The following is a 25,957-nucleotide window of genomic DNA, read 5'->3' on the forward strand; positions in this document are numbered from 1 at the left end:
AACCACGTATATTTGTATAAAATACTTATACGTTGAGCAAACAATTGATTGTAAACCATTACCAACAATCTGATACTATCAAACAGATTGTTAAAGAGCTTCAACAAGAACAAAACCACTTTCAAATATCGAATTTGGTTGGTTCTTCGTTGTCTTTTGTTATTTCTGAAACTTTTAAAAAATCCGAAAAACCCTACTTGTTAATTTTTAATGATAAGGAAGAAGCTGCCTATTATTTAAACGATTTAGAGCAATTATTAGGCGATAAAAACGTGTTGTTTTATCCAGGTTCGTATCGTCGACCTTATCAGATTGATGAAACAGATAACGCCAATGTTTTATTGCGTTCAGAGGTTTTAAATCGGATTAATTCACGAAGAAAACCCGCTGTTATTGTAACATATCCAACAGCGTTGTTTGAGAAAGTAGTTACCAAAAAAGAACTCGATAAAAATACCTTAAAAATTAAAGTTGGCGAAAATGTATCTCCCGATTTTGTAAACGAAGTATTGTTTGAATATCAGTTTAATAGAGTAGATTTTGTTACTGAACCTGGTGATTTTTCAGTACGTGGCGGAATTATTGATGTGTTTTCATTTTCGAACGATGAACCTTATCGAATGGAATTTTTTGGCGATGAAGTAGAAAGCATCCGAACTTTTGATGTAGAAACGCAATTATCAAAAGAAAAACATCAAAAAATAAGTATTATGCCCAATGTAGAAAACAAAGGGCTACAAGAAAATAGAGAAAGTTTTTTAAAATATATATCGGCTAAAACAGCAATTTTTGTAAAAGATATAACCACAATTACAACAAATTTAGATACGTTTTTTAAAAAAGCTGAACTTTCATTTGATGAATTATCGACAGAAATAAAACGCTCAAAACCATCCGAATTATTTTGTGATGGTGCTTTAATTCAACAAGAATTACAACAATTTACTACGGTAAATATGAGTAAATCTAGTATCAAAAATGTAACAAATATTACTTTTGATACAACTGCACAGCCTTCTTTTAATAAAAAATTCGATTTGTTAATTCAGAATTTTAATGAATTTTCAGCAAAAGGATTTACCAATTATATTTTCTGTTCTAACGATAAACAAGCTCAGCGTTTTCATGATATTTTTGATGATAATGAAGCCGAAGTTTCTTATGAAACCATTGTTTTTCCTTTGTATCAGGGATTTGTAGATAATCAAAATAAAATAGTTTGTTATACCGACCATCAAATATTTGAGCGTTATTATAAATTTCGCTTAAAAAATGGATACGAAAAAAAGCAATCTATAAGTATACAAGAACTTACCAAACTAGAAATTGGCGATTATGTAACACATATTGACCATGGAATTGGAAAATTTGGAGGACTTCAAAAAATAGATGTAGAAGGAAAAAAACAAGAAGCAATTAAATTAATTTATGGCGATAGAGATATTTTATATGTAAGTATTCATTCGTTGCATAAAATATCAAGGTTTAACGGAAAAGACGGAAAACCACCTAAAATATATAAATTAGGTTCTGGTGCTTGGAAAAAAGTAAAACAAAAAACGAAGGCTCGAGTTAAACATATTGCATATAATTTAATTCAATTATATGCTAAAAGAAAATTACAAAAAGGCTATGCTTTTGGTGCTGATACACATATGCAACATGAGTTGGAAGCGAGTTTTATTTATGAAGATACGCCTGACCAATTTACAGCTACTCAAGCAGTAAAAATAGATATGGAAAAACCGCAACCCATGGATAGATTGGTTTGTGGTGATGTTGGTTTTGGTAAAACAGAAGTAGCAATTCGTGCGGCTTTTAAAGCTGTCGATAACGGAAAACAAGTAGCCGTTTTAGTGCCTACAACTATTTTAGCGTTTCAACATTTTAAAACTTTTTCTGAACGATTAAAAGATTTTCCTGTTACGGTTGATTATTTGAATCGATTTAGAACGGTAAAACAACGAAATACTGTTTTAGAAGGTGTTGCAAATGGAAGTGTAGATATTGTAATCGGAACGCATCAATTAACTAATAAAAAACTGCAATTCAAAAATTTAGGATTGTTAATTATTGATGAAGAACAAAAGTTTGGAGTTGCCGTAAAAGACAAGTTAAAAACCATCAAAGAAAATGTGGATACGCTTACTTTAACAGCTACGCCAATACCAAGAACTTTACAATTTAGTTTGATGGCAGCCAGAGATTTATCAGTAATAAAAACAGCACCACCAAATCGTCATCCTATTGAAACCAATGTCATCCGCTTTAGCGAAGAAACTATTCGAGATGCAATTTCTTATGAAATTTCTCGTGGAGGACAAGTGTTTTTTATCCATAATAGAATCGAAAATATTAAGGAAGTAGCAGGTTTATTACAACGTTTAGTTCCGAATGCTAAAATCGGTATCGGTCATGGACAAATGGAAGGTAAAAAGCTAGAAGAATTGATGCTCGGTTTTATGAATAATGAGTTTGATGTATTGGTATCAACCACCATTATTGAAAGTGGATTGGATGTGCCAAATGCCAATACTATTTTTATCAATAATGCGAATAACTTCGGATTGTCAGACCTGCACCAAATGCGTGGTCGTGTTGGTAGGTCGAATAAAAAAGCATTCTGTTATTTTATTACGCCAGCTTATCATATGATGACTACTGATGCGAGGAAACGTATCGAGGCTTTAGAATTATTTTCAGAATTAGGAAGCGGTTTAAATATCGCCATGAAAGATTTAGAAATTCGTGGAGCTGGAGATTTATTAGGAGGTGAACAAAGTGGATTTATCAATGATATTGGATTTGAAACCTATCAGAAAATATTACAAGAAGCTATTGAAGAACTCAAAGAAAATGAGTTTAAAGAATTATATGCTACGGATGAAAAAACACCCAAAGAATATGTAAAAGATGTACAAATTGAAACAGGATTTGAAATTCTTATTCCTGATGCTTATGTAAATTCAGTAACCGAAAGATTAAGTTTATACAATGATTTAGGGAAATTAACAAAAGAAGAAGAGTTATTAACATTTGAAAGCGAAATTGTTGATAGGTTTGGCGAATATCCACCAGAAGTACAAGATTTATTAGACAGCGTTCGTATAAAATGGTTGGCGAAAGAGTTAGGGCTTGAAAAAATTATTCTAAAACAAAAACGTTTAGTAGGATATTTTATAGCTGACCAGCAAAGTAAATTTTACGAAACGGAAGGCTTTACAAAGATGTTACAATATGTACAACAAAACCCGAAAAGTTGCGTAATGAAACAGAAAGAAACTAAAAATGGCTTACGATTACTAGTTACTTTTATTCGAATTGATTCAGTACAAACAGCCTTAAATTTATTACAAAAAATATAATCAAATAATGGAAAATAATCATTCAAAAAATTTAGCTGGTTTATTATTAGCAACTTTATTTATAAGTACTTCAGGTGTTTTAGGAAGATATATAGCCATGCCTTCGGAAGTAATTATTTGGTTTCGTTCGGTGTTTGCGATGCTTATTTTATTTGCTTTTTGTAAGTTTAAAAAAATTGATTTAACCATAAAATCAAGTAAACATATATTTCCGTTTATTATTGGCGGAATTTTTATGGCAGGGCATTGGATTACGTATTTCTATGCCTTAAAATTATCGAATGTTGCCATAGGAATGTTGTCATTATACACCTTTCCTGTAATGATTGCTTTTTTAGAACCCTTATTTTTAAAGGTCAAATTTAACCCGATTTACATTGTTTTAGGATGTATGGTATTGTTAGGACTTTATATTTTATCGCCCGAATTTAATTTAGAAAGTTCCAATGTTCAGGGGATTTTATTCGGATTACTTTCGGCATTATTTTATGCTATCAGAATTTTGATGTTAAAACAATATGTAGTTCAATATAACGGAACAATGTTGATGTTTTATCAAACCTTAATTATTACGATTTGTTTGTTACCAGTGTTGTTTTTTATGGATGTTTCAGGTTTTACAAATCAATATCCATATGTGTTATTATTGGCACTTTTAACCACGGCAATAGGGCATAGTTTAATGGTACATTCTCTACAGTTTTTTACAGTTTCAACATCTAGTATTATTAGTAGTGTACAACCTATTTTTGGAATTATTTTGGCATTTATCTTTTTAAATGAAATACCAACATGGAATACTTTTATAGGAGGTTCATTAATCTTAGCAACGGTAGTTATTGAAAGTATCCGAAGTAAAAATTAATATGGTTTTTGCTGTTGTTCTATAATACTTTTAAGCGTTACATCTTCATAATTTCTAAGTACAAATGTTAGTGCATTTTCTAATATTTGTCCCATACCATCACTATCTCTAAAATTTATATCACCAGTAAAATCAAAAATTTCGGTTTTTAATTTTTCTATATTTTTAGGGATAGAAATGGTATCTGATTTCATAGCATTAAGCAATCTACTTAAACGAGAACGATATCCTAAAATTCGTTTTGCAACAATAGAGCGTTCTTCTAACTGATATTGCTCAATAGAATCGGATGTTAATTTTTTTGCTACTAACTGCACCATTTTTAAATTTTCTTTAAAAAACTGCGGATAATATACCTTAAATTTCCCCTCATAACATTGTTGGTCAAAATCGATAGGTCTAATTTTATACACCACATTTTCAAAATCGTGGGTAGGCACAACTACGTAATTATACGAGCGCATATCGCCTAACAAACGAATCATACAACGTTCGTTAAACTTTACAAACTCTTTGGCTATTTGAGCTTTTTCAATTTCTAGGCAATCGTCTAAATAATCTTTGATAAAAACATCGCCAGGAATTCCTGAAATATGTTCTTCAATTAAGGTGTCTTTATACACTAAAAAGTTTAAGTTATAAGGCGATAAAATATCTTCTAATTCTAGCCCATAAATACGAGAAGCATCTGTTTTTTTAACATAAAAATAGGTGTAATTATCATTTAAAATATTACGAACTTTTACTCTAAAAGGCTGTGAATTTCCGAAGGTACAAAAGTCGATAGCATCAATATTTAAGTGTTTAATACTAGCATCTGAACCGTTAGAATGTAAAATATTATAGATTTTTTTTAAACTTAAATTTATTTCTTCTTGCTCAAATTCATTATAAAAAACACGTACCCATAAGGTATCATTATCTTTTTTATCATAAACAGTTATAGCACCTTGATAGCGTAACAAATCATCATAAAAAATAGGGATTTGAATGGTTCTATTATATTTTTTTAAATAAATCCCGAGTTTTTTATTAACAGGATATGCAGGTTTTTTTTGAGATATTAATTTTTCTTGTACCATAACTCAAAGATACTAAACCTCAAAGAGTTTTCCAGGTAAAGGTCTGATAAGTCCTTTAAGTTCCATTTGTAGTACTAATGATGATAATTTATACACTGGAATTTCACATTTATAGGCAATTACATCGAATAATTGCTTACCATTTTGGTTTAAAAAATCGTAAATTTTTTGTTCACTATTATTTAGTGTTACAAATAATTCATTTTGTATTGTTGTTGTATTTTTTGATTTAGAAATATCCCAATTAAGCATTTTTATAATATCATCAGCAGTATTTAATAAATGTGCTTGGTTATTTTTGATAAGATTATTACAACCTTTACTGTAAGCGTCAGAAATTCTTCCTGGTACAGCAAATACATCTCTATTATAGGAATTTGCAATATCTGCAGTAACTAATGAGCCTCCTTTTTCTGCCGATTCTATAACAATAGTAGCTTTTGATATGCCAGCAACAATTCTATTTCTTTTTAAAAAATTTTCTCGTAATGGTTGTTCTTTGTGCCAAAAATCAGTAATAAATCCGCCATTTTTTACAACTTCAGAATAATATTTTTTATGTGTTTGAGGGTAGATAATTTCTAAACCATGTGCTAAAACTCCAATAGTTTGTAAATTATTTTTGATAGCCAATTTATGTGCACAAATATCTACCCCGTAAGCGAAACCACTTACAATTATGGGATTATATTTTGCTAAATCGGTAATAAGTTCTTGGCAAAAATCACGACCATAAGCAGTAATTTTTCGAGTTCCAACGATTGATATTATTTTTTGATTATTTAAATTAATAGTTCCATCTTTAAAAAATAGGATAGGAGCATCAATACAATTTTTTAAATTTTGAGGATAATCAGTATCTAAAAAATAAGCATATTGAATGTTATTTTTTTTGATATATTCAAATTCTTCGGTTGCTTTTTTTATATTTTCAGTATTTAATAGCTGTTGAATAATATGATTACCTATTCCGTTTATTTTTTGTAGAGTACTTGTTTTTTCTCTAAATATTTGTTCAACATTACCTGTGGTAGTGATTAATTTTTTAGCTAAAATATCGCCTATACTTTTTGTGTTTTGTAGTCGTAAAATAGCTAATAATTTTTCAGGTGTCATGTTTTAAATATTTGAAAATCAATATACAAAAAATATGATTGAAGAAATAAAAAGACAAACAATATATTTAAAAATAAAATCGGAAGCCTTATAAAAATAGGGTCTCCGACTTTTTTAAGTAAATTTTTATAATTTAATTGTTTCCAAATTTTAAAACATCTAATACATTATTATATCTCGGAGTAAAAAAAAAGTCTTCTAATATTTTCTTTATATCTTTTTTATTAGTGATAGGAGTATTTTCTTTAGTATGTAAAGTTCTATTTGTGCTAGGACTTATATTCAATATTTTATGCTCATATATACTTTGAAATGATTCTATATATGACACAAAATCACTATCTAAATTATAATTATTTAAATCAATTTTATTATAATTCATTGTCTAATTCTTTTTTATGTCTATTTAATAATGTTCTGGTAAGAGCTAAGTTTGCTTTTTTAGAATCAACAGCTAAATAAATAAAATATTCACCACTTGGCGATAAATTAATAATATGTATTTCATTTTCTAAGTTAAAATAAATATCTTTTATTTTTTCGTCTAAACCTATTGTTTTCATTGCTTTACGCTTAGAGTTTACTATTTCAACATTATAAGCACAAGCTAAGGCAGGGTCAAAATCAGGCTTAGAAGAATGTGAATGAAGCGATTCACCTGAAGCCATTTCAGCAACACTAATAGCAATATATCCTGGAATATCTTCTCTTACATTTTTAACTAATTGATCTAAAATTTCTTGCATTTTTTTGTTTTTTGTGTAGTTTATTTTCTAGTATAAAATTTAAAATTCTTTTTTTAAAGTAATTTCTAGTAATCCTGTATTTATTTTTTTATCTGATAAAAAAAAGAGTACATAGCCGTTATGTTTAATTATGAGTATGTTTTCATTATCAGATTTTAGCCTGATTTGTTTTAAAGCAGTATTAAAAAATGTATTAAAAAAATGATTACTCATATTAAAAATAAGAGTTTGAAATACAATCATTTTATCTTGTAAATCACCTAAATTATTTTCTTTAGGATAAAAATCAATTAACTGAGCTTCTCCTTTTTCTTCCTTTGAAAGGAAAACAGCTTTTGATTTTGTTCTTTTTAAAAGTTCTTTTAAATCCAATTTTTATGATTTAATATACAAGTCAAATTTACCGTTTAAAAAGAATATTAAATTGAACAATAGTATTCAATTATAGAACAATAGTCTTTTTTTACAAGTTTTTTAAATGTTAATTTATTTGAATTGTCTTAGGTTATTTTCTTGAGAGGTAAGAATAATAGAAATAGTAAAAGATGATATATAGATTCTAAAATAATTAATTGTTTTTTATAAAACAATAGTGTTTATTATTTAAAGAATGATTATTATTGATATAGGTAAATAATAAATTTATATAAATAACAAATCACATTGAACAATTTAAAAATCATAGGAAGCGAAGAGTGGTGTTCGTTTAATAATTTCGGTATTCCTGCTATAAAAGCACGAGTAGATTCAGGAGCTAAAACCTCTTCAATTCAAGCCAATAATATAACTTCTTTTTTTAAAGGAACTGAAGAATGGGTTCGTTTTGAGGTAAATCCATTACAAGAAAATAGAAGTATCAGTATTACTTGTGAATCAAAAGTGTATGCAAAACGTTCTATTAAAAGTTCTACAGGAATATCTGAAGAACGTCTTGTTATAAAAGCTCCTGTAACTTTAGGGGAAGCTACTTTTGATATTGAACTAACTTTAGCAAATCGAGACTCGATGGAATTTAGAATGCTATTAGGACGTGAAGCATTGTCAAACGGATATTTAGTAAACGCATCACAAAGTTATTTACTTCCTGCTTTTAATGAACAGGATATTGATGAAAAATACGCATCTTTTAGAAAAGAAAAAACAGGTTTAAAAATAGCCTTGTTAGCCAGTAATTCAGGTTTGTTTAGTAACAAACGAATTATGGAAGCAGGGCGTGCAAGAGGGCATGAAATGGTGTTTTTAAACGTGCAACAAGCCTATATGAAATTTGATGCTAAAGAGCCTCAAATACGTTATAGAGGCGGAAATGTAATTGATGCTTTTGATGCTATTATTCCTCGAATTAAACCATCGGTAACTTTTTATGCTTGTGCATTAATTCGTCAATTTGATGCTATGGGAACGTATTGTTTAAATTCAGCCGATGCAATTAATCAGTCAAGAGATAAATTATTAGCCACCCAATTATTTGCTAAAAACGATATCCAAGTTCCTATTACAGGTTTTGCAAATTCACCTTTAGACACTAAAGACTTGATAAAAATGGTAAACGGAGCGCCATTAATCATTAAATTATTGGAAAGTACCCAAGGAAAAGGCGTTGTCTTAGCAGAAACCACCAAAGCTGCAGAAAGTGTAATTAACGCTTTTAAAAGTGTTAAAACCAATATTCTTGTTCAAGAATTTATCAAAGAAGCCAACGGACAAGATTTACGTTGTTTTGTAGTAAACGGAAAAGTGGTAGCATCTATGCAACGACAAGCTGAAAAAGGGGAGTTTAGAGCAAATATCCATCAAGGAGGATCGGCATCTAAAGTTAAAATTACTTCCGAAGAACGAAAATTAGCCATTAAAGCGGCAAAAGTTTTAGACCTTCCTGTGGCAGGAGTCGATATTATACGCTCTAACAAAGGACCTTTATTATTAGAGGTAAATTCATCACCAGGATTAGAAGGTATTGAGGCTGCAACAGGGTTAGATATTGCTAATATTATGATTGAAGCTATTGAAAAAAAGCTAAAATTCAAGAATTAAAGAGGCATATTAAAAGCTAAAAAACATACGAATTAAAAGCAAACAGCCCATCTTATTAAAGTGGGCTGTTTTTAGTTATAAAATTTTTATTAGAAGCAATTTCCCGCTTTCCGCACTCGCTTTTTTTGTTTGAAAAAAACAAAAAAGAGCTCAAACAAATGCTTCAATCGGGGCTAGGCATTTTGCTTAATTTAAAGCATTTTTTTAGCCATTTCAAATTCTTCAGGCGTGTTAATATTTCGAATCAAATGATCATCAACCTCTATAATTTCAATATCAGAATTAATTAACATTTTTCGAGGGCATGAATATCCTTGGGCTATATATTGCAATAATTTAGTATATGCTTTTGGCTCATAAATAGTAATTAAAGGCTCAGGAAATTCACTATTTTTTCCTTTAATAGCAGTGGCTATTTTACTAGGATTTCTTTTTTCTAGCAATAATTTCAGTAGGTTTTTATCAACAAAAGGAACATCTGTAGCAAGTACCAACCAAGCCGAATTAGGATCTTTTTGAAAGGCAGAACAAACCCCTCCAAAAGGTCCTAAATTTAAAAAAGTATCCTGAATTTCATCCGAAGAAGCTTTTTCCGAAGAAGTTTGTATCGAATAAAAAGTTTCTAAAAGAGTACTTTCTAACAATTCTTTAGCATGTTCTTTTTGCGGTTTCCCGTAATATTCCAACACCGATTTATCCGTTCCCATACGGGTACTTTTTCCTCCAATTAATACCAAGCCTTTTACAGGTGCAATATGTTCTTTGATTAAATTATCAATATGATGTGTAATTTTGTCAATTTCATCAATTTGATAACAAGTTATGTTTTTTATCTGTGGAAATTTTTCTAATAAACATTCAAAATAAGGAACATCCGAAGTACGTTTTATAATAAATTGAATGTTGTTTATTTGGTCTAACCTTTTTTCAATAGACGCTTGTTTTTCGGCATCTAAAATTAAAATTTGCTTAGCTCCTTGATAATGATTTCCGTTAATAAACACCAAATCATGATTTATAAACTGCAAGCGTTGTTCAAATTTATTAACTGAACTTATCGTGTTAATTTGTAAATTACCTTGCTGATGAAAAGTGTATTCGGTAAAGTTATTTTTAGCAATATTTTTAGCATGAGAAGCATCAAAATAACCTAAATTATAATCAGATAATTTTGCAGAAACATCTTTAACTAAATCAGCAATTATACCACAATTTGTTCCTAAAATAGCGACTTCATTCGTAGCGTAAGTATCATTTTGTTTTTTAGTGATTTTTGCGTGTTTTTGATGTTTTTTATCCATTTTTAAGCTGTTTTAATATCAGATTTCCCTCCTGTTTTTTCTACTAAAATAATTTCTTTAATAATCATTTTTTGATTGATTACCTTACACATATCATAAATAGTCAAACAAGTTGCCGATGCACCTGTTAAAGCCTCCATTTCTACGCCAGTTTTTCCTTCGATAGTAACTTTACAAAAAACCTCTAAATATTCGTTGCCAACAATATTGATGTCAATATCTACGCCGTTAATTAATAAAGGATGACACATCGGAATAATTTCAGATGTTTTTTTTACAGCCTGAATACCTGCAATAATAGCAGTTTGAAAAACAGGACCTTTTTTGGTAATTAAATCATCATTTTTAAAATGAGAAATAATTTGAGAACCCAAAAACATGGTTGCTTTTGCAATAGCGGTTCGTTTGGTAATTTTTTTATCAGAAACATTGACCATTTTCGGTTGATTCTGCTCATTTATATGGGTGAAATTGCTCATTTTTTTATTTTTTATATTTAAATCACTCGAACTGATATTGTATTTTGTCACATCGAGTGAATTTGATGTCCGATAGGAAAATCAAATTTGTATCGAGATGTTATTTGAATTTTTTCTTCGCTAAATTTGGGAGTTTTTCAAGTTTATCGTTTATTAAAGCCTCTTTTTTAACTTTTGACCATTTTTTTAATTGTTTTTCCTTTTCTATTGCTAATTCTATATTTGTAAATTCAGAATAAAAAACTAAATTTAAAGGTCTTCGTTTAAAAGTATAACTATTTTTATGTTTTCCATTTTTATGTTCGATTAACCTTTCTTGAAGGTTAGAAGTAACCCCTGTATAATAAGAGTTATCAGAACATTTTAATATGTAAACGTAATAAATTTTCATTTTTGATTCGTTAAAAGTTCTCGATACAATTTTATTTCCATTAACATTTCAATAAAATTACTCGAACTGACAGCATATGTCACATCGAGTGAATTTGATGTCCGATAGGAAAATCAAATTTGTATCGAGACGTTATTTCAAATATATAAAAGTTCTCGATACAATTTTATTTCCATTAACATTTCAATAAAATCACTCGAACTGACAGCATATGTCACATCGAGTGAATTTGATGTCCGATAGGAAAATCAAATTTGTATCGAGATGTTACTCATTTTTTATATCTAATTACAGGAAACATAGTTCCTTTTTTAAACTCGGTATTTTCTGTTTTTGGAATTTCAATAAAACCATCAGCATTTACAAGGCTTGCTAAATCGGCTGAGCCATTTCCTTTAATTGGAATGGCTATTAATTGTCCGTTTTCAGAAATTAATTTAACTTGTAAAAAGTAGGTTAAATTAGGTTTAAAAATAACATTTTCATTAATAATAGCTGTTTCTTTTAGATATTTTATACCTGCTGATTTGTAATACCAATCATAAAAATACGCCAAGCAATTTACAAAAGTGGCAATTGGATTTCCAGGAAAAGCAAAAACAATAGTATTATTATCAGATTGACTAGGTTGATAAACACTCTGTTCACTACTATTTAAAGTATCTGTTATGCCGAACCAGAAAGGTTTTCCTGGGCGCTGGGCTACCTTATGAAACAATTTATCAACGCCTAATTCGGTTAAAACTTCGGGTAAAAAATCAAACTTTCCTTTGCTAACTGCGCCACTAAATAATAATACATCGTATTGTTGTAAATAACCGCTTATTTTTTGTTTTAAAATAGTTTTGTTATCAGTAATATGTGCGGTTTCTGAAGGGATATCTAACTCTTTTAATAAAGAAACCAAGGTGTAAACATTCGATCTTCTTATTTGATACTCTAGCGGATTTTCATGCACATCAACTAATTCATCACCTGTAGAAATAATCATTACTTTAGGCTGTTTTGCTACTTTTATAACTGATTTACCAACCGTAGCAATCACGCCAATTTCTGCCGCTGAAATAAGGGTGTTTTTATGGATTAAAACATCGTTTTGTAAGTTATCTTTTCCTTTGGGGTGTACATTTTGATGTGTATTAATTGTATCAATAGTAATTGTTGCAATTCCATTTTTGATACTAACATCTTCATATCTGATTACCGTATCGCAATTTTTTGGCAATACTGCGCCCGTCATTACTTCAATGCAGTTTGCTGAATTTTGCATGATTAATTGTGCACTTCCTGCAGGCTGAATTCCTTCAATTTTAAAACTACGTTTTCCATTTTTAAAATGAAGGTAGTTAATAGCAATTCCGTCCATAGCAACACGATTAAAAGGAGGGAAGTCTCTATCGGCAACAATATCTTCTTTTAAAATCCGCCCAACAGATTCTATAAATGGAATGTTTTCTGTTCCAAAATCTTGGGTGTTTTCTAGGATTATCTCTTTTGCTTTTTTTACTGAAATCATATGTTTACTGATACTTTTTTATAAAATATTACCCACCAATTGTACTCATACTCTCACTTACATTTCCTTGTTTTCTATTTGCCTCGGCAATAAAACCATTTTCGGGTTTTTCTTTTATCAATGATAAAAAAAGTTCTTTTAAATCGTCATTAGAAGCACCATTTCGGATGAAATCACGCAAGTTAAAAACACCATCATCAAACAAACAATTTTTAAAAGTTCCTGTTGATGTAATTCTTATGCGGTTGCAATCGTTGCAAATAGTACGGGTAAATGCAGGAATAATCCCTACAGTTCCTTGATGATTTTTGATAGAAAAATTACGAGAAGTAGATGATTTTTCAGAGATGATATTCTTTACCGTATATACTGATTTTATCTCCTTTATAATTTTGTTATAATTCCAATTTTCTTGAATATTTCGCTGTCCTTTTCCGTTAAAAGGCATTTCTTCAATAAACCGAACAGCCATATTTTTATCTTTAGTTAAACCAACAAAATTAGTAATTTCATTGGTGTTAAACCCCGATTGTACAACGATATTCAACTTTAAATGAAGGCTACTTTTTTCTAGTAATTCTAAGGTTTTATATACCTGATTAAAAGTATCACGACGTGTAATTTTCGCAAATTTATCGGCATGTAAACTATCAATACTTAAATTGATAGTTTTTACTTTTTTAAGTTTTTCTAAGGTTGCAATATGTTGGGCAACCAATACGCCGTTTGTGGTAATATTTATTTCGTCTAATAAATCGTTATAAGATAGCATTTCAAGGAAGCTCATAAAATCTTTACGAGCAAAGGGTTCGCCCCCCGTTAAGCGAACTTTGTTAACGCCGAGTTCGGTAAGTACTCGAATAATTCGGTACATTTCTTTGTAGGTTAACAGCTCTTTTCTAGGAACAATATCAATTCCGTGGGCGGGCATACAATATTGGCAACGAAGATTACAGCGATCGGTTACGGCAAGTCGAATATAGCTGATTTGCCTGCCGAAATTATCAATAAGTTTGTGCATAGTACAAATATACGTATTAATAAAGCAGTTATTTCCTGTCTTTTATCATAGTTTTATAGTAATGTTTTTTGCAAAAAAACTTACACAATTTCCATTTTCTTCAACAAAAAAGAAGCGTTCATATTTTGACATACGCCATTTTTCATTTTATAGTCAAAATTTAACTCATTACTTATAATTTCGGCATCAAAATAATAGTTTTTAATAGTAGTGTATTCGTTTGATAAATCACACAAACTTACATCGTGGGTTGCAATAATTCCTGTAGATTTTGAGTTGTTTAATTTTTCAACGAATTTTTTAGAACCAATGGCTTTATCTTGGCTATTTGTTCCTTTTAAAATTTCATCTAAAATGATAAAATAATTATCAGTTTTAATTTCGTTTACGATAAATTTCAAACGTTTTAATTCGGCATAAAAATACGATTCATCTTCGCTTAATGAATCGGAAGTTCGCATACTGGTAATTAATTTTATAGGATTATAGCTTGCTTTTTCGGCACAAATCGGCAAACCAGTGTTCGACATTACAATTGCCAAAGAAATTGATCTTAAAAACGTACTTTTCCCTGCCATATTTGCACCTGTAACAATAAAGAAATTTTCGGTATCAATAATAAAATCGTTGTCAATTCTTTTAGAAGGGTTTAATAAAGGATGCCCTAAATTTACGGCGTTTAAAACCGCTTTTTCATTACTGATATTAGGAAAAATATATTCAGGTTTATTAAAAACAAAATTGGCTAAGGAGTTTTGTGCATCAAAAAAAGAAACGACATCAAACCATTGCGCAACGGTTGTTTTATAAGAAGTAATCCATTTTTCTATTTTAATAGTATTGCGGATATCTAACAAAAAAAGCCCATTTCCAAATAGTGCAATCATCAAATTACCACGTTGGTCAAAGGCATCTAATTTTTTAGAAAATTCTTTAAAAATATCTGATGCTTTTTTATTTCCCTTTTCACTTTCTTGTTGAATTTTTTGTTGTTTATCTTTTAAAATTGAATTTGTAAAAGTTTCATTTTCTATCTGTGCTAATAATTGGTGATATTGATTAAAAGTTTCTTTGGCTCTTTCTGTTTCTGTAGCTAATTCTTGAATATTTTTAAAATAGAAAGCGGTAATAAACAATCCAATTAAAAACCAAATTAAAAGGATTGAAAAAGGAATAATACTAAAACTTAATAATCCAATTAATATTAATGATACCCCTGAAAAAGCATACGAAAATAACATCAAAAAAGAAGGAATCTTTTGTTGATATGAAGTTATCCAGTTTACAATACTAGGAATGGCTGTTTTGGTATTTATTAAACTAGCAATCGCCGTAAAATGTTGTCGCCAAATTGTTTTTAAAGCTAGTTCTTGCGTTACTTTTTGACGTTCATTAATATCGTTTATAGTGTTACTTGTTAAAATAGTTGCTAATAATTTTCGACCTTCATTTGTTGCTGTTCGATTTATATATTGAAAAAAAGAACCGATTCCAAATAAATCAATATCGTTACTAAAATAATGCTCAGGATTGGTAAATTCTTCTCCGCTATCTAAATTTGAATAGTTTCCTTTTAATACTTCTATTTCAGTTTTATTGATGTTTAATTTTGCCTCTGCAAGACTTTTTTGCTGTTTTAATTTTAGGTGTTTTGTAATTAAAATTCCGAAGGTAATAATTGCTAAACCTGTTAGTGTAAAAAACAAATTATCTTTTGTAAAGCCTACGTATGCTGATAAGGCAATCGTTAAAAAAGCCAAAAGACGTAAAATACGTGTGGTTAATAATTGTTTTTTCAGCCCAATTAAAGTGGTATTTAAACTGTTTATTTCTTCTTTATAAAATTGAATTGGTTCTTGCATTTTCTTGAAAATAATGGTGTAGATAAATATTGAGGTAAATGTACATATAGCAACTTACATATCTTTATAAAATTGTATTTTCGTTGTATGCCAACTTCATTAGAACTTCAATTAAAAACATTGCCCACTTCGTCAGGAGTTTATCAATATTTTGATAACGACGAAGTGATTATTTATGTCGGAAAAGCAAAAAATTTAAAGAAGCGAGTTACTTCTTATTTTACGAAAACGCATGAAAATGGTAAAACGAGAATTTTAGTGAAAAAGATTGCTCGCATTGAACATATTGTAGTTAATACGGAAACCGATGCTTTATTATTAGAAAATAATCTGATAAAAAAATATCAACCTCGCTATAATATTTTACTAAAGGATGATAAGTCATATCCGTGGCTTTGTATCAAAAAAGAACGTTTTCCACGAGTATTTTCTACTCGAAGAGTTCTAAAAGATGGCTCGGAATATTTTGGTCCTTATACGAATATTAAAATGGTGCAGTCGCTTTTAAGTTTGATAAAAGAACTGTATCCGCTGCGAACTTGCACTTATGATTTAAGCGAGCAAAAAATAGCATCTTATAAATATAAAGTATGCTTAGAATATCATTTAAAAAATTGCAAAGGTGCTTGTGAAGGATATCAGAAAGAGGAAGATTATCAGCAAGAAATTAGAGCAATTCGAAATATTTTAAAAGGAAATTTTAAAGAAATTTTAGATAAATTACAAAGCTTAATGCTTGGTTTTGCTTCGGAAATGAAATTTGAAGAAGCTCAGAAAATCAAAGATAAATTAGCGTTGCTACAAAATTATCAAGCAAAATCGACTATTGTAAATCCGTCTATTAATAATGTGGATGTATTTTCAATTATTTCTGATGAAACTTACGGTTATGCAAATTTCTTTAAAGTGATGAATGGGGCAATTGTACAATCGTACACTACCGAAATAAAAAAGAAATTAGACGAAACTGATAAACAATTATTAGAGTTGTTTATTATTGAAACTCGCAACAGATTTAATTCTTTATCGAGAGAAGTTTATGTGCCTTTTAAAGTTGATTTAGGCGAACAAATAAAAGTGACAGTTCCAAAATTAGGCGATAAAAAAAGAGTCGTAGATTTATCAGAAAGAAATGCAAAATATTATCGAATTGAACAATTAAAACAATTAAAAATAGTAAATCCTGAGCGTCATATAAATAGAATTATGAGGCAAATGCAAAGAGATTTACGCTTGCAAAATGAACCTCGACATATTGAATGTTTCGATAATTCAAATATTCAAGGAACGCATCCCGTAGCCGCTTGTGTGGTTTTTAAAGATGGAAAACCTAGTAAAAAAGAGTATCGACATTACAATATTAAAACTGTTGAAGGTCCTGATGATTTTGCATCAATGGAAGAGGTTGTTTTTAGAAGATACAAACGTTTATTAGCCGAAAATGAGCCTTTGCCACAACTTATTATTATTGATGGAGGAAAAGGACAATTATCATCCGCCTTAAAAAGTTTAGATGCTTTAAATTTACGAGGAAAAATAGCCATTATTGGAATTGCAAAACGATTGGAAGAAATTTATTATCCGAATGATTCTGTTCCGTTGTATTTAGATAAAAAATCGGAAAGTTTAAAAATAATTCAATTTTTACGAAATGAAGCCCACCGTTTCGGAATTACTTTTCATCGAAATAAAAGAAGTAAAACGGCTATAAAATCAGAATTAGAAGAAATAGCAGGTATCGGTGAACAAACTATTGCTACTTTATTACGTAAATTTAAATCTGTAAAAAGAGTAAAAGAAGCAACATTAGAGGCTTTAGAAGCAACAATAGGAGTGTCAAAAGCAAAGAAGGTAGCGCAATTTTATCAAAAGAAAGAACTTTAAAAACTGGCTTAAAAATTGATACTAAAATCAGCAGAAAAATAAAAAGTAAAAAGATGAAGAAGTTACTAATATTATTGTTTTTTCCAGTAATAATACTGGCTCAAAAACAACCAAAAATAGGTTTGGTTTTAAGTGGTGGTGGGGCTAAAGGACTTGCTCATATTGCGGTTTTAAAAGAATTGGAAAAATCGGGTGTTCAAATTGATTATATTGGTGGAACAAGTATGGGAGCTATTATTGGAGGCTTATATGCTACAGGATATACCGCCGATCAAATTAAAGAAATTGTACTAACAACCGATTTCATGACAATGATAAGAGATGAGGTTCCTAGAGGAGAAAAACCTTTTTTTAATAAAGAACATAATGAAAAATATGCCATTACTTTGCCTATTAAAAATAAAACAATAGGACTTCCTTTAGGATTATCAAAAGGACAAAATGTTTTAAATTTTTTAACAGAATTACTAGCTCCTGTTGATAATATTAAAAATTTTTCAGAGCTTCCAATTCCTTTTTACTGTATTGCCACAAATATTGAAACAGGTAGTCAGGAAGTTTTAAAAAAAGGTTCTTTACCTTTGGCTTTAAGGGCTAGTGGTGCATTTCCATCATTATTAAACCCTGTAGAAATTGACGGGAAATTAATGATTGATGGTGGGGTAGTCAATAATTTTCCTGTTGATATTATGAAAGAAAAAGTCGATTTTATTATTGGCGTTAGCGTACAAGGGAAATTGTTAGAAAAAGGAGAGTTATCATCAGCAGCTTCTTTATTAATGCAAATTATTAATTTTCAGATGTATGAAAAATCAGACCAACAAGTAGCGTTGCTAGATGTTTATTTACAGCCAAATTTAACCGATTACAATGTAATTTCTTTTGATAAAATTGCTGAAATTCTAGAAGAAGGTAAAAAAACAGTTAAACCCTTTAAACCTGTTTTTGATAGCATTGCTAAATTACAGCCTATTAAAAGAAAATCTACTGTTAGAAAATTTAATAAAGAAAAGTTTTTAGTCGATAGAATTATTATCAAAGGAAATAAAAATTATACAAATAGTTATATTTTAGGAAAACTTCAATTATCAGAAGGCGATAGTATTTCTTATCAGGGAATATCAAGAAAAATAAATAGTTTAATAGCTACAAATAATTTTAGAAGAATAGATTATCATTTAAGTAAATCTTTTTCAGGTAAAAAAATAATGTTAACTGTTAAAGAAGAGCCTATTAAATCTTATTTGCGATTAGGTTTACATTATGATGTTTTATATAAATCGGCAGTATTATTAAATTATAACTATAAAAATTTACTAAAACAAAATGATGAGTTATCTTTTGATATTGCTATTGGTGACCGAATTCGTTATAATTTTGAATATTATATTGATAACGGAATAAAGCCAAGTTATGGTATTTCATCGCGGTATAATTCCTTTAAAGATGAATTTTTATTTGATAATAGTTTAATAAATATAAAATATAATGATTTTACACATGCTTTTTATTTAAAAACTACTTTTAATAAGAAATTCGCTTTTGGTACAGGAATTCAGCATAAATGGTTACAAGCTTCGTCAGGAAATATTTTAAGAAAAGGAAAAAAATTATTTTTTGATAAAAGTAATTATGTAAGTGCATACGGTTTTTTAAAATTAGATACGTATAATAAAGTTATGTTTCCTTCGGAAGGTTTTTATGCTGATTTTGGTTTTAAATGGTTTGTTTGGTCTGATAGAAACAAAAAGTTAAATAATTTACCATTAGATAGTGATTTGTTCCATCAATTTTCACAAGCAAATGCCACGTTTGGTTTTGCCACGACCTTATTAAATAATTTTACTTTTCAATATACTTCAGATATAGGTTATACTTTAGGTAAAAAAACTTCTCAAATGCTTGATTATCGTTTGGGAGGATACAATAAAAATTATATCAATAATTTTAAGCCTTTATATGGATATGCCTCAGGAGCTTTAAGTAATCAGTCTTTTTTAAAGTCAGAATTTAATTTTAGATATAAAATTGCAGAAAATCATTATGCAACATTTATTGCTAATTATGCACGTGTAGAGGAAGATATTCTTTTGGGTGGTAACTTTTTTAATAACACCAAATCAGGATATGCATTAGGGTATAGTATGGAAACCTTTTTAGGTCCTGTTGAATTGAAATATACTTGGTCGCCAGACCATAGTGAAAAACATTGGTTATTTAATTTAGGGTTTTGGTTTTAGGCATAAAAAAAACCCCATTTTAGTAAATGGGGTTTTTATGATAATTAAGATAGCCTTACCTATTTATTTTTTTTCAAAAAAAACTTGTATTGTAAGTATTGGTATGCATCTCTTGGTAATATTTTAATCCACTTTTTGTGTTGTAAAATCCATTTTAAACGAATAGAAATAAGTCCTTTAGTTAAATAAGCGGCTATAAAAGGATGTACATTTAATGTAATTTCTTTATAATTTTTGCCACTATTAAGTAAGCGCTCTAATTCAGCTTCTATTTTATCAATTAATACAATAGGAGCTTCAACTTCTCCATTTTTATTAGGATTAGACTCTCGTGTTTTTATAGCTAATTCAGGTCGTACGCGTTGTCTTGTAATTTGTACTAATCCAAATTTACTCGGAGGTAATATTTTGTGTTTTGTACGGTCTAAAGACATTGCGTCTTTTAAATGTTGATATAATTTCTGTCTATTTTCAGTTGTCTTCATATCAATAAAGTCAACTACTATAATACCTCCCATATCACGTAGTTGTAACTGACGTGCTATTTCAGTAGCAGAAATTAAATTAACTTCTAAAGCAGTTTCTTCTTGGCTTAACGCTTTATTAGAGCGATTACCACTGTTTACATCAATAACATGTAAAGCTTCGGTGTGTTCAATAACTAAATACGCACCTTTGCTCATAGAAACTGTTTTACCAAACGATGTTTTTATCTGACGCTCAATACCATATTTTTCAAAAATAGGAGTATCAGATTTATGAAGTTTTACAATATTTTCCTTTTCAGGATAAATTTCTTGTAAATATTCTTTAATTTCAACCATTAAAGTTTCATCGTTGGTAACAATACTTGTAAAAGAATCGTTCATCACATCTCTTAAAATAGAAGATGCTCTATTCAACTCACTTAATATTTTGGTTGGAGTATTTTGATTTGCAATGCTGTTACACATTTTTTCCCAACGCTCAAGTGAATTTTGTAAATCTTTATCTAGTTCTGCTACTTTTTTATCTTGTGCAACAGTACGTAAAATAAGCCCAAACCCTTTAGGTTTGATGCTTTTTGCTAATTTTTTCAAACGTTCTTTTTCCTTTGGATCTGCTATTTTTTGAGATACAGATACTCTGTTAGAAAAAGGAACTAAAACTAAATATCTACCAGCTATTGATAGTTCCGAGCTAATGCGCGGTCCTTTGGTAGAAATGGGTTCTTTTACAATTTGTACTAATAAATTTTGACCTGACTTAAGTACATCATGAATACTTCCGTCTTTATTGATGTCGTTTTCAGCACGAAAATTTTGTAAAGTAAAATCTTTATAATTACCTATGCTTACCTTTTTAATAAAACTATTTAAAGATTGTACTTGTGGTCCTAAATCATGATAGTGTAAAAAACCATCTTTAGGATATCCAACATTTACAAAAGCGGCATTTAATCCTGTTAAAACTTTTCCTATTTTGGCAAGGAAAATGTCACCAACAGCAAATTTATTATCGCTTGTTTCTTTGTTTAGTTCAATTAACCTACCATCTCTTAGTAAGGCGAAATCAATATCAGAAGAATTTGAGCGAATTATTAATTCTGTTTTCATTCTGAATATAGTTTTGTGCCTACGTAAAATTATTACGAAGACAGATTAAAATTTGTAAACAGGTATAATTTTTATACCGTTTCAAGGTGTTAAAACCTTAATGTCAATGAACTTTTTTCAAATACTCTTAAAAGCAATGAAAAAGTAAGCGTTAGCTTACTTTTTCTTATGGCGATTTGCTCTTGCTCTTTTCTTTCTTTTGTGTGTCGAGATTTTTGCTCTCTTTCTTTTTTTACCGCTTGGCATAATTAAAATGTTTTATAAAATCTTCAGAAGTAAAGATTTTTGGTTAATACTTTATTATTTTACAGATACTTTAGTTTTAACACCCTCTGTAAACACTTTTGATGGTTTAAAAGCTGGGATGTTGTGTGCAGGTATTTTAATAGTTGTATTTTTAGAAATATTTCTACCAGTTTTTTCTGCTCTTGTTTTGATAATAAAACTACCAAAACCTCTTAAATATACATTATCTCCGCCTTCTAGTGCATCTTTTACCTCGTCCATAAACGCTTCCACAGTTGCTAATACATCTGCTTTTTCAATTCCGCTCTTATCTGAAATTTTAGATACGATATCTGCCTTTGTCATCCTATATATATTTTGGGTTTATTCTTAAAAATGAGGCTGCAAATATATGATAATTATATTTATTCCAAAAAGTTAACAAGAATAAAATTTTTTTAAAATAAAAGCCCTAATAATTTTAAAAACTATTAGGGCTTTTTTTATTGTTGTAATAAATTATAATTTTAAAACAAACCAAGCATTTGCATCGGCAGTACTTGTTAATTTAACTTGTTTTGGGGTAATTTGATCTATTGTATATGGAGCTCCTTTAATAATATAATCAACTAAAGGATCTAAATGTGTGTAATAAGACCAGTTTAAACCTTGAGCTCCTTTAGAGATGGTTAATTCACTATCATTATTAATAAGTGAAAAATCTAATTTTTGCTGTGTAACCCATGTTCTTTTAGCTGAATCTTTCGATTTAAAAAGAATACCAGGCGAAGTTTCTTTTGTCGTTGTATTTCCAAATAAAATTGAGCGCTGTAGTTCTTCACCATAAGCGGCACCATTGGCTTTGTAGATTTCAACATATTTATTAAAAAACTCATCAGAAGTGTCTGAAGGGTTTGTGGTATCAATACTCCAATCTTGGTTTATATTAAATGGGCTTTTAGCTAAGTCAATAACAACCTTACTATCAAGAGATGTTAATTGATTTAAGGCTTTATTTAAAGTAAATTCACTTACTTGATTACCATCAACAGTAATTGCTTCATATAATTTAATTCCTGTAGGTGTAAAATGATATGCCATATCAATAGCTTGTTCATCTTCTTTATTTTCTTTTGATGTAGGAAAAGTAATATGACGGTTCGTTAAGCTAATTTCTGTAGCTTTACCATTAATGGCAGCACCAAAAACAATAGAAATAAAACTACTAACTTCGTTTACTTTCGTTAAATATACTTGAGGTGCTTCGTTAAGTTTAAACATTCGCATTTTATTACGCGACTGTGCTCCTGTTAAGGTAATAACATCTGCTGTTTTAGAAGTTAATGCAAACTCGTAATCACCACCAGCTCCATCAGAATCGTTACTATTTGGGTTTGCATAAAAGTGCGTTAGCGAAGTGTAGGTATTAAAGGTTAATAAGGGACCTGCGTTTGCAATTACATCAAACATGTTTGATGCTTTTGTTGCAAAGGCACTTTCACGTACAACCTCTGTGGTTAAATCTTTATTGAATTTTACAGCATAGTTAAAACCACCGATGTTTTGCTTTTCATCAGGGTAATATTCAATAATCCATCCATTTTCAGATGAAGTTAATAAATCTCTATATTCAGAAATTGATTTTTGAATTCTAACAGAAGTCGGTTCGTTAAAAATTGCTTCTTCGGTATTGTTGTTACAAGATATTGTAACCCCTACGAACAGCAAAAATACTAGGAATTTATTTATTGTTTTTTTCATTTTTTCTAGTTTATTTTATCTAAATCTTGTGAACTTAAATTGTTGTACCTTTTTTGTATTTCAGTACGTAGCTCATCAATATCTATTTCCCAATTATTTATTAAATAGCTTTTAATTATTGCCATTTTAGCATTAATTTTTAAAGCACCATCATCACCTGCTTTCACAAGAGTAGCATTCCATTTTTCATTAGAATATAATACATAATGAGAAATTAATTCAACAAAATCATCACTTACTTGGTTACTAGAATAATCGCTAATAAAACCTGCTTTTAAAGATTCGCCAGCTTTCCATTTTTTACTCCATTCATCGCCAATATATCCTGCACCAACAATTTGATTAAAATCAGTAGAAAAAGGTTTCTTTTGGTGTAAAACATGCCCAAATTCATGGTGAATAGTATTAAAATAAGAACTGTTTAATTCTTCAACATTCGTAACATCTAAGTTATTGATGTTATAAAGCGATACTTTAAGTCCTCCTTCTGCTGTTCCTAATAAAATAGTTCCATTGCTATTATATCCTGGCGACCCTACAAAAACTAATTGCTTAGGAAAGGTTTCTTTTAAAAAGCTAGCAGGTGCTATTGCATTATAAGCATCTAAACACAAATACTTAATTAGATTGGCTAATTTTATTGATTTTTCATATTCAGAAGGAACTAATGTGTAATTAAAATCAGTTTGAATATCTGGTAATTTATATAAAATTTCAATATTATAAGGCGTTACAAATTCTTTCTTTAAAAACTTGTCAAAGTCATTCTGATGCCCAAAATCAGTGTTAATGGCACTTCTGTTTGTGTTTGGTAAATTAGTTTCTTCGCAACCACTAAATGTAATGGCTAGAGCTAAAACTATATATTTTATATTTTTCATAATTGTAGTAATTTTAGTTTTATCTAGGGTTAGGGGTTAAACCTGCGGTAATAACATCTTTAGGTAATTGTAATGCTTTACGGTTGTCGTTTGCTGTTAAAACATCGGCAACACTAATTGCTCCGTTTTTACCATTTAGGTATCTTGGTACAACAATTCCGTATCGTTTATTATCAAACCATCTTAAACCATCGTGCATTGTTAATATTCTTCTTAATTGAAGTGTATAATGTAACATATTTTCTTGTGTACCAGCTGTTACTGTAAAAGAAGCAGTTAATTTTTTCTTTTGTGTAGCGGTAGCTTCTGTTGAATAAGGAACAGCATTGTAAAAAGTGTTTACTTGGTCAATAGTAGTTGTTGGTTGTTTTTGATTATAATTCATAGTAAATGAATTTAAATCTGCTAGGGCAGCATCGTATTGCTTTAACATTACGTTTGCTTCCGCTCTTACTAACAAAGTCTCATCGGTAGTAAATGGTGTTCTAATAGTTTTTGAATACCCCGTTTGTGAAACAGCATCTGTAATTTCAAATAAAGATGGTAATTTCATAAACAACGTTTTATCTAAATTAGTTGTTTCATACACAAAAGGTCTGTAGTGAGGAAATAAACTCGCATTATTAGCCCATGGTAAAGCAACGCTTAATGATTCTCTATTAGCAATAGCACTCGTGTGGTTGAAACGTGAACCTCTAAAAGAACGACCAAAATGATATCCTGCACTAGATGTATATGCTTGGGTAAATAAAGTACTAGGTGCTTCATAATAAGCTTTAGCTACAGGGTCTTGTTCTTTAACAATTTCATTTAACGCTTTCCAATCTCTTAATACACCAGAAGGGTTTGCTGTTACTACAACAGAAGCATATTTTTTTGCTTTTGCCCAGTTTTCGTAGTATAAGTTAAAACGTGCTGCAAAGGCATAAGATGCTTTTACATTAAAGTGATATTTAGGTACGGTGTAAATATTATCACTAATAAGTGGCAATCCTTCTTCAATATCTTTATTGATTTTTTGATACACTTCTTTTACGGTACCTCTTTTATATTTAGGGTTAAGTGTTGTTTCAGGAGCTTCTAAATAAGGAATCCCTAAATCAGTATTGCTACTTTTAGCGCTGTAGTGTTTACTAAACATATTAACCAATATAAAATGGCTATAAGCTCTGGCAATCAAAGCTTCTCCTTTTTCAGCAGCTAATGAAGCAGGGTTGCTGCTATTTTCAATTGAAGCTAGTGCTTGGTTTGCATTTGCAATGGCATTATAACAGCTTCCCCAAAGTGAAGCAGGCCCGTCATTATCGGTTTCAGTGATTTCTTTCCAGTACGATGCTTGTTCTAAAAATCGGTCGGTATTTGGGTTGTCTAAACCGTAATCGTCAATATTATCAGAAGATAGTTCAGCTAACATACCATAACTAGTGCTAGGGTATGCAGAAACTAATATTTTCCTAATCTTATTGTTGTTGTCTACTTCTGTTCTGTTATCAGGTAATTCGTCTAAAAAGTCACCACAAGAAATTGCAATGAAAGACAAAAGAGCGATTGCCAGTAATTTATTTATATTATTTTTCATTTTTTAATTTTAAA

Annotated in this window: 21 protein-coding genes; 5 read left to right on the top strand and 16 right to left on the bottom strand. The window is 29.6% G+C overall.

Features of this window, described 5'->3' with window-relative positions; genetic code table 11:
- Nucleotides 1-32: 32 nt before the first annotated feature.
- Together mfd and ABNT14_RS00090 are read left to right on the top strand one after the other, a co-directional pair.
- On the top strand, nucleotides 33-3,365 hold the full coding sequence (gene mfd, locus ABNT14_RS00085) for a transcription-repair coupling factor (protein WP_101902180.1): 3,333 nt from the start codon (nucleotides 33-35) through the stop codon (nucleotides 3,363-3,365).
- A gap of 7 nt (nucleotides 3,366-3,372) precedes the next feature.
- The gene (locus ABNT14_RS00090) at nucleotides 3,373-4,230 is read left to right on the top strand and encodes a DMT family transporter (protein WP_101902179.1); all 858 of its coding nucleotides are present in this window, start codon (nucleotides 3,373-3,375) and stop codon (nucleotides 4,228-4,230) included.
- Here the strand turns inward: ABNT14_RS00090 and ABNT14_RS00095 are convergent.
- From ABNT14_RS00095 to ABNT14_RS00115, 5 genes are all read right to left on the bottom strand, one after another.
- Nucleotides 4,227-5,312, bottom strand: a complete 1,086-nt coding sequence (locus tag ABNT14_RS00095) for a hypothetical protein (RefSeq protein WP_101902178.1) — start codon at nucleotides 5,310-5,312, stop codon at nucleotides 4,227-4,229. The two genes, ABNT14_RS00090 and ABNT14_RS00095, sit on opposite strands and share 4 nt — an antisense overlap.
- A gap of 12 nt (nucleotides 5,313-5,324) precedes the next feature.
- The gene (gene dprA, locus ABNT14_RS00100) at nucleotides 5,325-6,428 is read right to left on the bottom strand and encodes a DNA-processing protein DprA (protein WP_101902177.1); all 1,104 of its coding nucleotides are present in this window, start codon (nucleotides 6,426-6,428) and stop codon (nucleotides 5,325-5,327) included.
- Between the two features lie 133 nt (nucleotides 6,429-6,561).
- Nucleotides 6,562-6,810 (bottom strand): hypothetical protein, encoded by a 249-nt coding sequence (locus ABNT14_RS00105; RefSeq protein WP_101902176.1) that lies wholly within the window; start codon nucleotides 6,808-6,810, stop codon nucleotides 6,562-6,564.
- Nucleotides 6,800-7,174, bottom strand: a complete 375-nt coding sequence (locus ABNT14_RS00110; RefSeq protein WP_101902175.1) for a hypothetical protein — start codon at nucleotides 7,172-7,174, stop codon at nucleotides 6,800-6,802. The genes ABNT14_RS00105 and ABNT14_RS00110 overlap by 11 nt, the downstream gene beginning before the upstream one ends.
- A gap of 39 nt (nucleotides 7,175-7,213) precedes the next feature.
- Nucleotides 7,214-7,546: a hypothetical protein gene (locus ABNT14_RS00115; RefSeq protein ID WP_101902174.1), complete on the bottom strand. Its 333-nt coding sequence runs from the start codon at nucleotides 7,544-7,546 to the stop codon at nucleotides 7,214-7,216.
- A 291-nt stretch (nucleotides 7,547-7,837) separates the two neighbouring features.
- Here ABNT14_RS00115 and rimK point away from each other — a divergent pair, with 291 nt between their 5' ends.
- Nucleotides 7,838-9,208: a 30S ribosomal protein S6--L-glutamate ligase gene (gene rimK / locus ABNT14_RS00120; RefSeq protein WP_101902173.1), complete on the top strand. Its 1,371-nt coding sequence runs from the start codon at nucleotides 7,838-7,840 to the stop codon at nucleotides 9,206-9,208.
- 191 nt (nucleotides 9,209-9,399) lie between these two features.
- On the opposite strand, the gene ABNT14_RS00125 is transcribed toward rimK, so the two are convergent.
- From ABNT14_RS00125 to ABNT14_RS00150, 6 genes are all read right to left on the bottom strand, one after another.
- Nucleotides 9,400-10,509 carry an NTP transferase domain-containing protein gene (locus ABNT14_RS00125; protein WP_101901920.1) on the bottom strand — a complete coding sequence of 370 codons (1,110 nt, stop codon included), beginning with the start codon at nucleotides 10,507-10,509 and terminating at the stop codon, nucleotides 9,400-9,402.
- Nucleotides 10,510-10,511: 2 nt separating this feature from the next.
- Entirely contained in the window at nucleotides 10,512-10,988 is a 477-nt protein-coding gene (gene moaC, locus ABNT14_RS00130; RefSeq protein ID WP_101901923.1) for a cyclic pyranopterin monophosphate synthase MoaC, read from the bottom strand.
- A gap of 100 nt (nucleotides 10,989-11,088) precedes the next feature.
- Nucleotides 11,089-11,379, bottom strand: coding sequence for a GIY-YIG nuclease family protein (locus ABNT14_RS00135; RefSeq protein ID WP_101901918.1), 291 nt, complete (start codon nucleotides 11,377-11,379; stop codon nucleotides 11,089-11,091).
- Between the two features lie 271 nt (nucleotides 11,380-11,650).
- Nucleotides 11,651-12,895: a molybdopterin molybdotransferase MoeA gene (locus ABNT14_RS00140; protein ID WP_101901821.1), complete on the bottom strand. Its 1,245-nt coding sequence runs from the start codon at nucleotides 12,893-12,895 to the stop codon at nucleotides 11,651-11,653.
- 28 nt (nucleotides 12,896-12,923) lie between these two features.
- Nucleotides 12,924-13,916 (bottom strand): GTP 3',8-cyclase MoaA, encoded by a 993-nt coding sequence (gene moaA / locus ABNT14_RS00145; protein WP_101901820.1) that lies wholly within the window; start codon nucleotides 13,914-13,916, stop codon nucleotides 12,924-12,926.
- An 80-nt stretch (nucleotides 13,917-13,996) separates the two neighbouring features.
- Nucleotides 13,997-15,778, bottom strand: a complete 1,782-nt coding sequence (locus tag ABNT14_RS00150; RefSeq protein ID WP_101901818.1) for a MutS-related protein — start codon at nucleotides 15,776-15,778, stop codon at nucleotides 13,997-13,999.
- A gap of 87 nt (nucleotides 15,779-15,865) precedes the next feature.
- Here ABNT14_RS00150 and uvrC point away from each other — a divergent pair, with 87 nt between their 5' ends.
- Both uvrC and ABNT14_RS00160 read left to right on the top strand, forming a co-directional pair.
- Nucleotides 15,866-17,662 (top strand): excinuclease ABC subunit UvrC, encoded by a 1,797-nt coding sequence (gene uvrC / locus ABNT14_RS00155; RefSeq protein ID WP_101901817.1) that lies wholly within the window; start codon nucleotides 15,866-15,868, stop codon nucleotides 17,660-17,662.
- 53 nt (nucleotides 17,663-17,715) lie between these two features.
- Nucleotides 17,716-19,902, top strand: coding sequence for a patatin-like phospholipase family protein (locus ABNT14_RS00160; protein WP_101901816.1), 2,187 nt, complete (start codon nucleotides 17,716-17,718; stop codon nucleotides 19,900-19,902).
- A 59-nt stretch (nucleotides 19,903-19,961) separates the two neighbouring features.
- Here ABNT14_RS00160 and ABNT14_RS00165 read toward each other — a convergent pair whose 3' ends face one another.
- From ABNT14_RS00165 to ABNT14_RS00185, 5 genes are all read right to left on the bottom strand, one after another.
- On the bottom strand, nucleotides 19,962-21,497 hold the full coding sequence (locus ABNT14_RS00165) for an Rne/Rng family ribonuclease (RefSeq protein WP_101901815.1): 1,536 nt from the start codon (nucleotides 21,495-21,497) through the stop codon (nucleotides 19,962-19,964).
- A 300-nt stretch (nucleotides 21,498-21,797) separates the two neighbouring features.
- Nucleotides 21,798-22,088 (bottom strand): HU family DNA-binding protein, encoded by a 291-nt coding sequence (locus tag ABNT14_RS00170; protein ID WP_058883990.1) that lies wholly within the window; start codon nucleotides 22,086-22,088, stop codon nucleotides 21,798-21,800.
- A 153-nt stretch (nucleotides 22,089-22,241) separates the two neighbouring features.
- Complete coding sequence (locus tag ABNT14_RS00175; protein ID WP_101901814.1) at nucleotides 22,242-23,483, bottom strand: DUF4302 domain-containing protein; 1,242 nt, start codon at nucleotides 23,481-23,483, stop codon at nucleotides 22,242-22,244.
- 5 nt (nucleotides 23,484-23,488) lie between these two features.
- On the bottom strand, nucleotides 23,489-24,364 hold the full coding sequence (locus ABNT14_RS00180; RefSeq protein WP_101901813.1) for a zinc-binding metallopeptidase: 876 nt from the start codon (nucleotides 24,362-24,364) through the stop codon (nucleotides 23,489-23,491).
- Between the two features lie 19 nt (nucleotides 24,365-24,383).
- Nucleotides 24,384-25,943: a RagB/SusD family nutrient uptake outer membrane protein gene (locus ABNT14_RS00185; protein ID WP_234984969.1), complete on the bottom strand. Its 1,560-nt coding sequence runs from the start codon at nucleotides 25,941-25,943 to the stop codon at nucleotides 24,384-24,386.
- Between the last annotated feature and the right edge of the window lie 14 nt (nucleotides 25,944-25,957).

The organism is Tenacibaculum dicentrarchi (assembly GCF_964036635.1).
Classification (GTDB): Bacteria; Bacteroidota; Bacteroidia; order Flavobacteriales; family Flavobacteriaceae; genus Polaribacter; species Polaribacter dicentrarchi.

Excerpts from the sequence above, each read along its gene's own strand:
- moaA (WP_101901820.1), bottom strand. The coding sequence starts at position 13,916 with ATGCACAAACTTATTGATAATTTCGGCAGGCAAATCAGCTATATTCGA.
- dprA (WP_101902177.1), bottom strand. The coding sequence starts at position 6,428 with ATGACACCTGAAAAATTATTAGCTATTTTACGACTACAAAACACAAAA.
- ABNT14_RS00110 (WP_101902175.1), bottom strand. The coding sequence starts at position 7,174 with ATGCAAGAAATTTTAGATCAATTAGTTAAAAATGTAAGAGAAGATATT.
- ABNT14_RS00150 (WP_101901818.1), bottom strand. The coding sequence starts at position 15,778 with ATGCAAGAACCAATTCAATTTTATAAAGAAGAAATAAACAGTTTAAAT.
- ABNT14_RS00165 (WP_101901815.1), bottom strand. The coding sequence starts at position 21,497 with ATGAAAACAGAATTAATAATTCGCTCAAATTCTTCTGATATTGATTTC.
- ABNT14_RS00095 (WP_101902178.1), bottom strand. The coding sequence starts at position 5,312 with ATGGTACAAGAAAAATTAATATCTCAAAAAAAACCTGCATATCCTGTT.
- ABNT14_RS00140 (WP_101901821.1), bottom strand. The coding sequence starts at position 12,895 with ATGATTTCAGTAAAAAAAGCAAAAGAGATAATCCTAGAAAACACCCAA.
- ABNT14_RS00105 (WP_101902176.1), bottom strand. The coding sequence starts at position 6,810 with ATGAATTATAATAAAATTGATTTAAATAATTATAATTTAGATAGTGAT.
- ABNT14_RS00185 (WP_234984969.1), bottom strand. The coding sequence starts at position 25,943 with ATGAAAAATAATATAAATAAATTACTGGCAATCGCTCTTTTGTCTTTC.
- ABNT14_RS00135 (WP_101901918.1), bottom strand. The coding sequence starts at position 11,379 with ATGAAAATTTATTACGTTTACATATTAAAATGTTCTGATAACTCTTAT.
- uvrC (WP_101901817.1), top strand. The coding sequence starts at position 15,866 with ATGCCAACTTCATTAGAACTTCAATTAAAAACATTGCCCACTTCGTCA.
- moaC (WP_101901923.1), bottom strand. The coding sequence starts at position 10,988 with ATGAGCAATTTCACCCATATAAATGAGCAGAATCAACCGAAAATGGTC.
- ABNT14_RS00090 (WP_101902179.1), top strand. The coding sequence starts at position 3,373 with ATGGAAAATAATCATTCAAAAAATTTAGCTGGTTTATTATTAGCAACT.
- ABNT14_RS00170 (WP_058883990.1), bottom strand. The coding sequence starts at position 22,088 with ATGACAAAGGCAGATATCGTATCTAAAATTTCAGATAAGAGCGGAATT.
- ABNT14_RS00125 (WP_101901920.1), bottom strand. The coding sequence starts at position 10,509 with ATGGATAAAAAACATCAAAAACACGCAAAAATCACTAAAAAACAAAAT.
- ABNT14_RS00180 (WP_101901813.1), bottom strand. The coding sequence starts at position 24,364 with ATGAAAAATATAAAATATATAGTTTTAGCTCTAGCCATTACATTTAGT.
- ABNT14_RS00160 (WP_101901816.1), top strand. The coding sequence starts at position 17,716 with ATGAAGAAGTTACTAATATTATTGTTTTTTCCAGTAATAATACTGGCT.
- ABNT14_RS00175 (WP_101901814.1), bottom strand. The coding sequence starts at position 23,483 with ATGAAAAAAACAATAAATAAATTCCTAGTATTTTTGCTGTTCGTAGGG.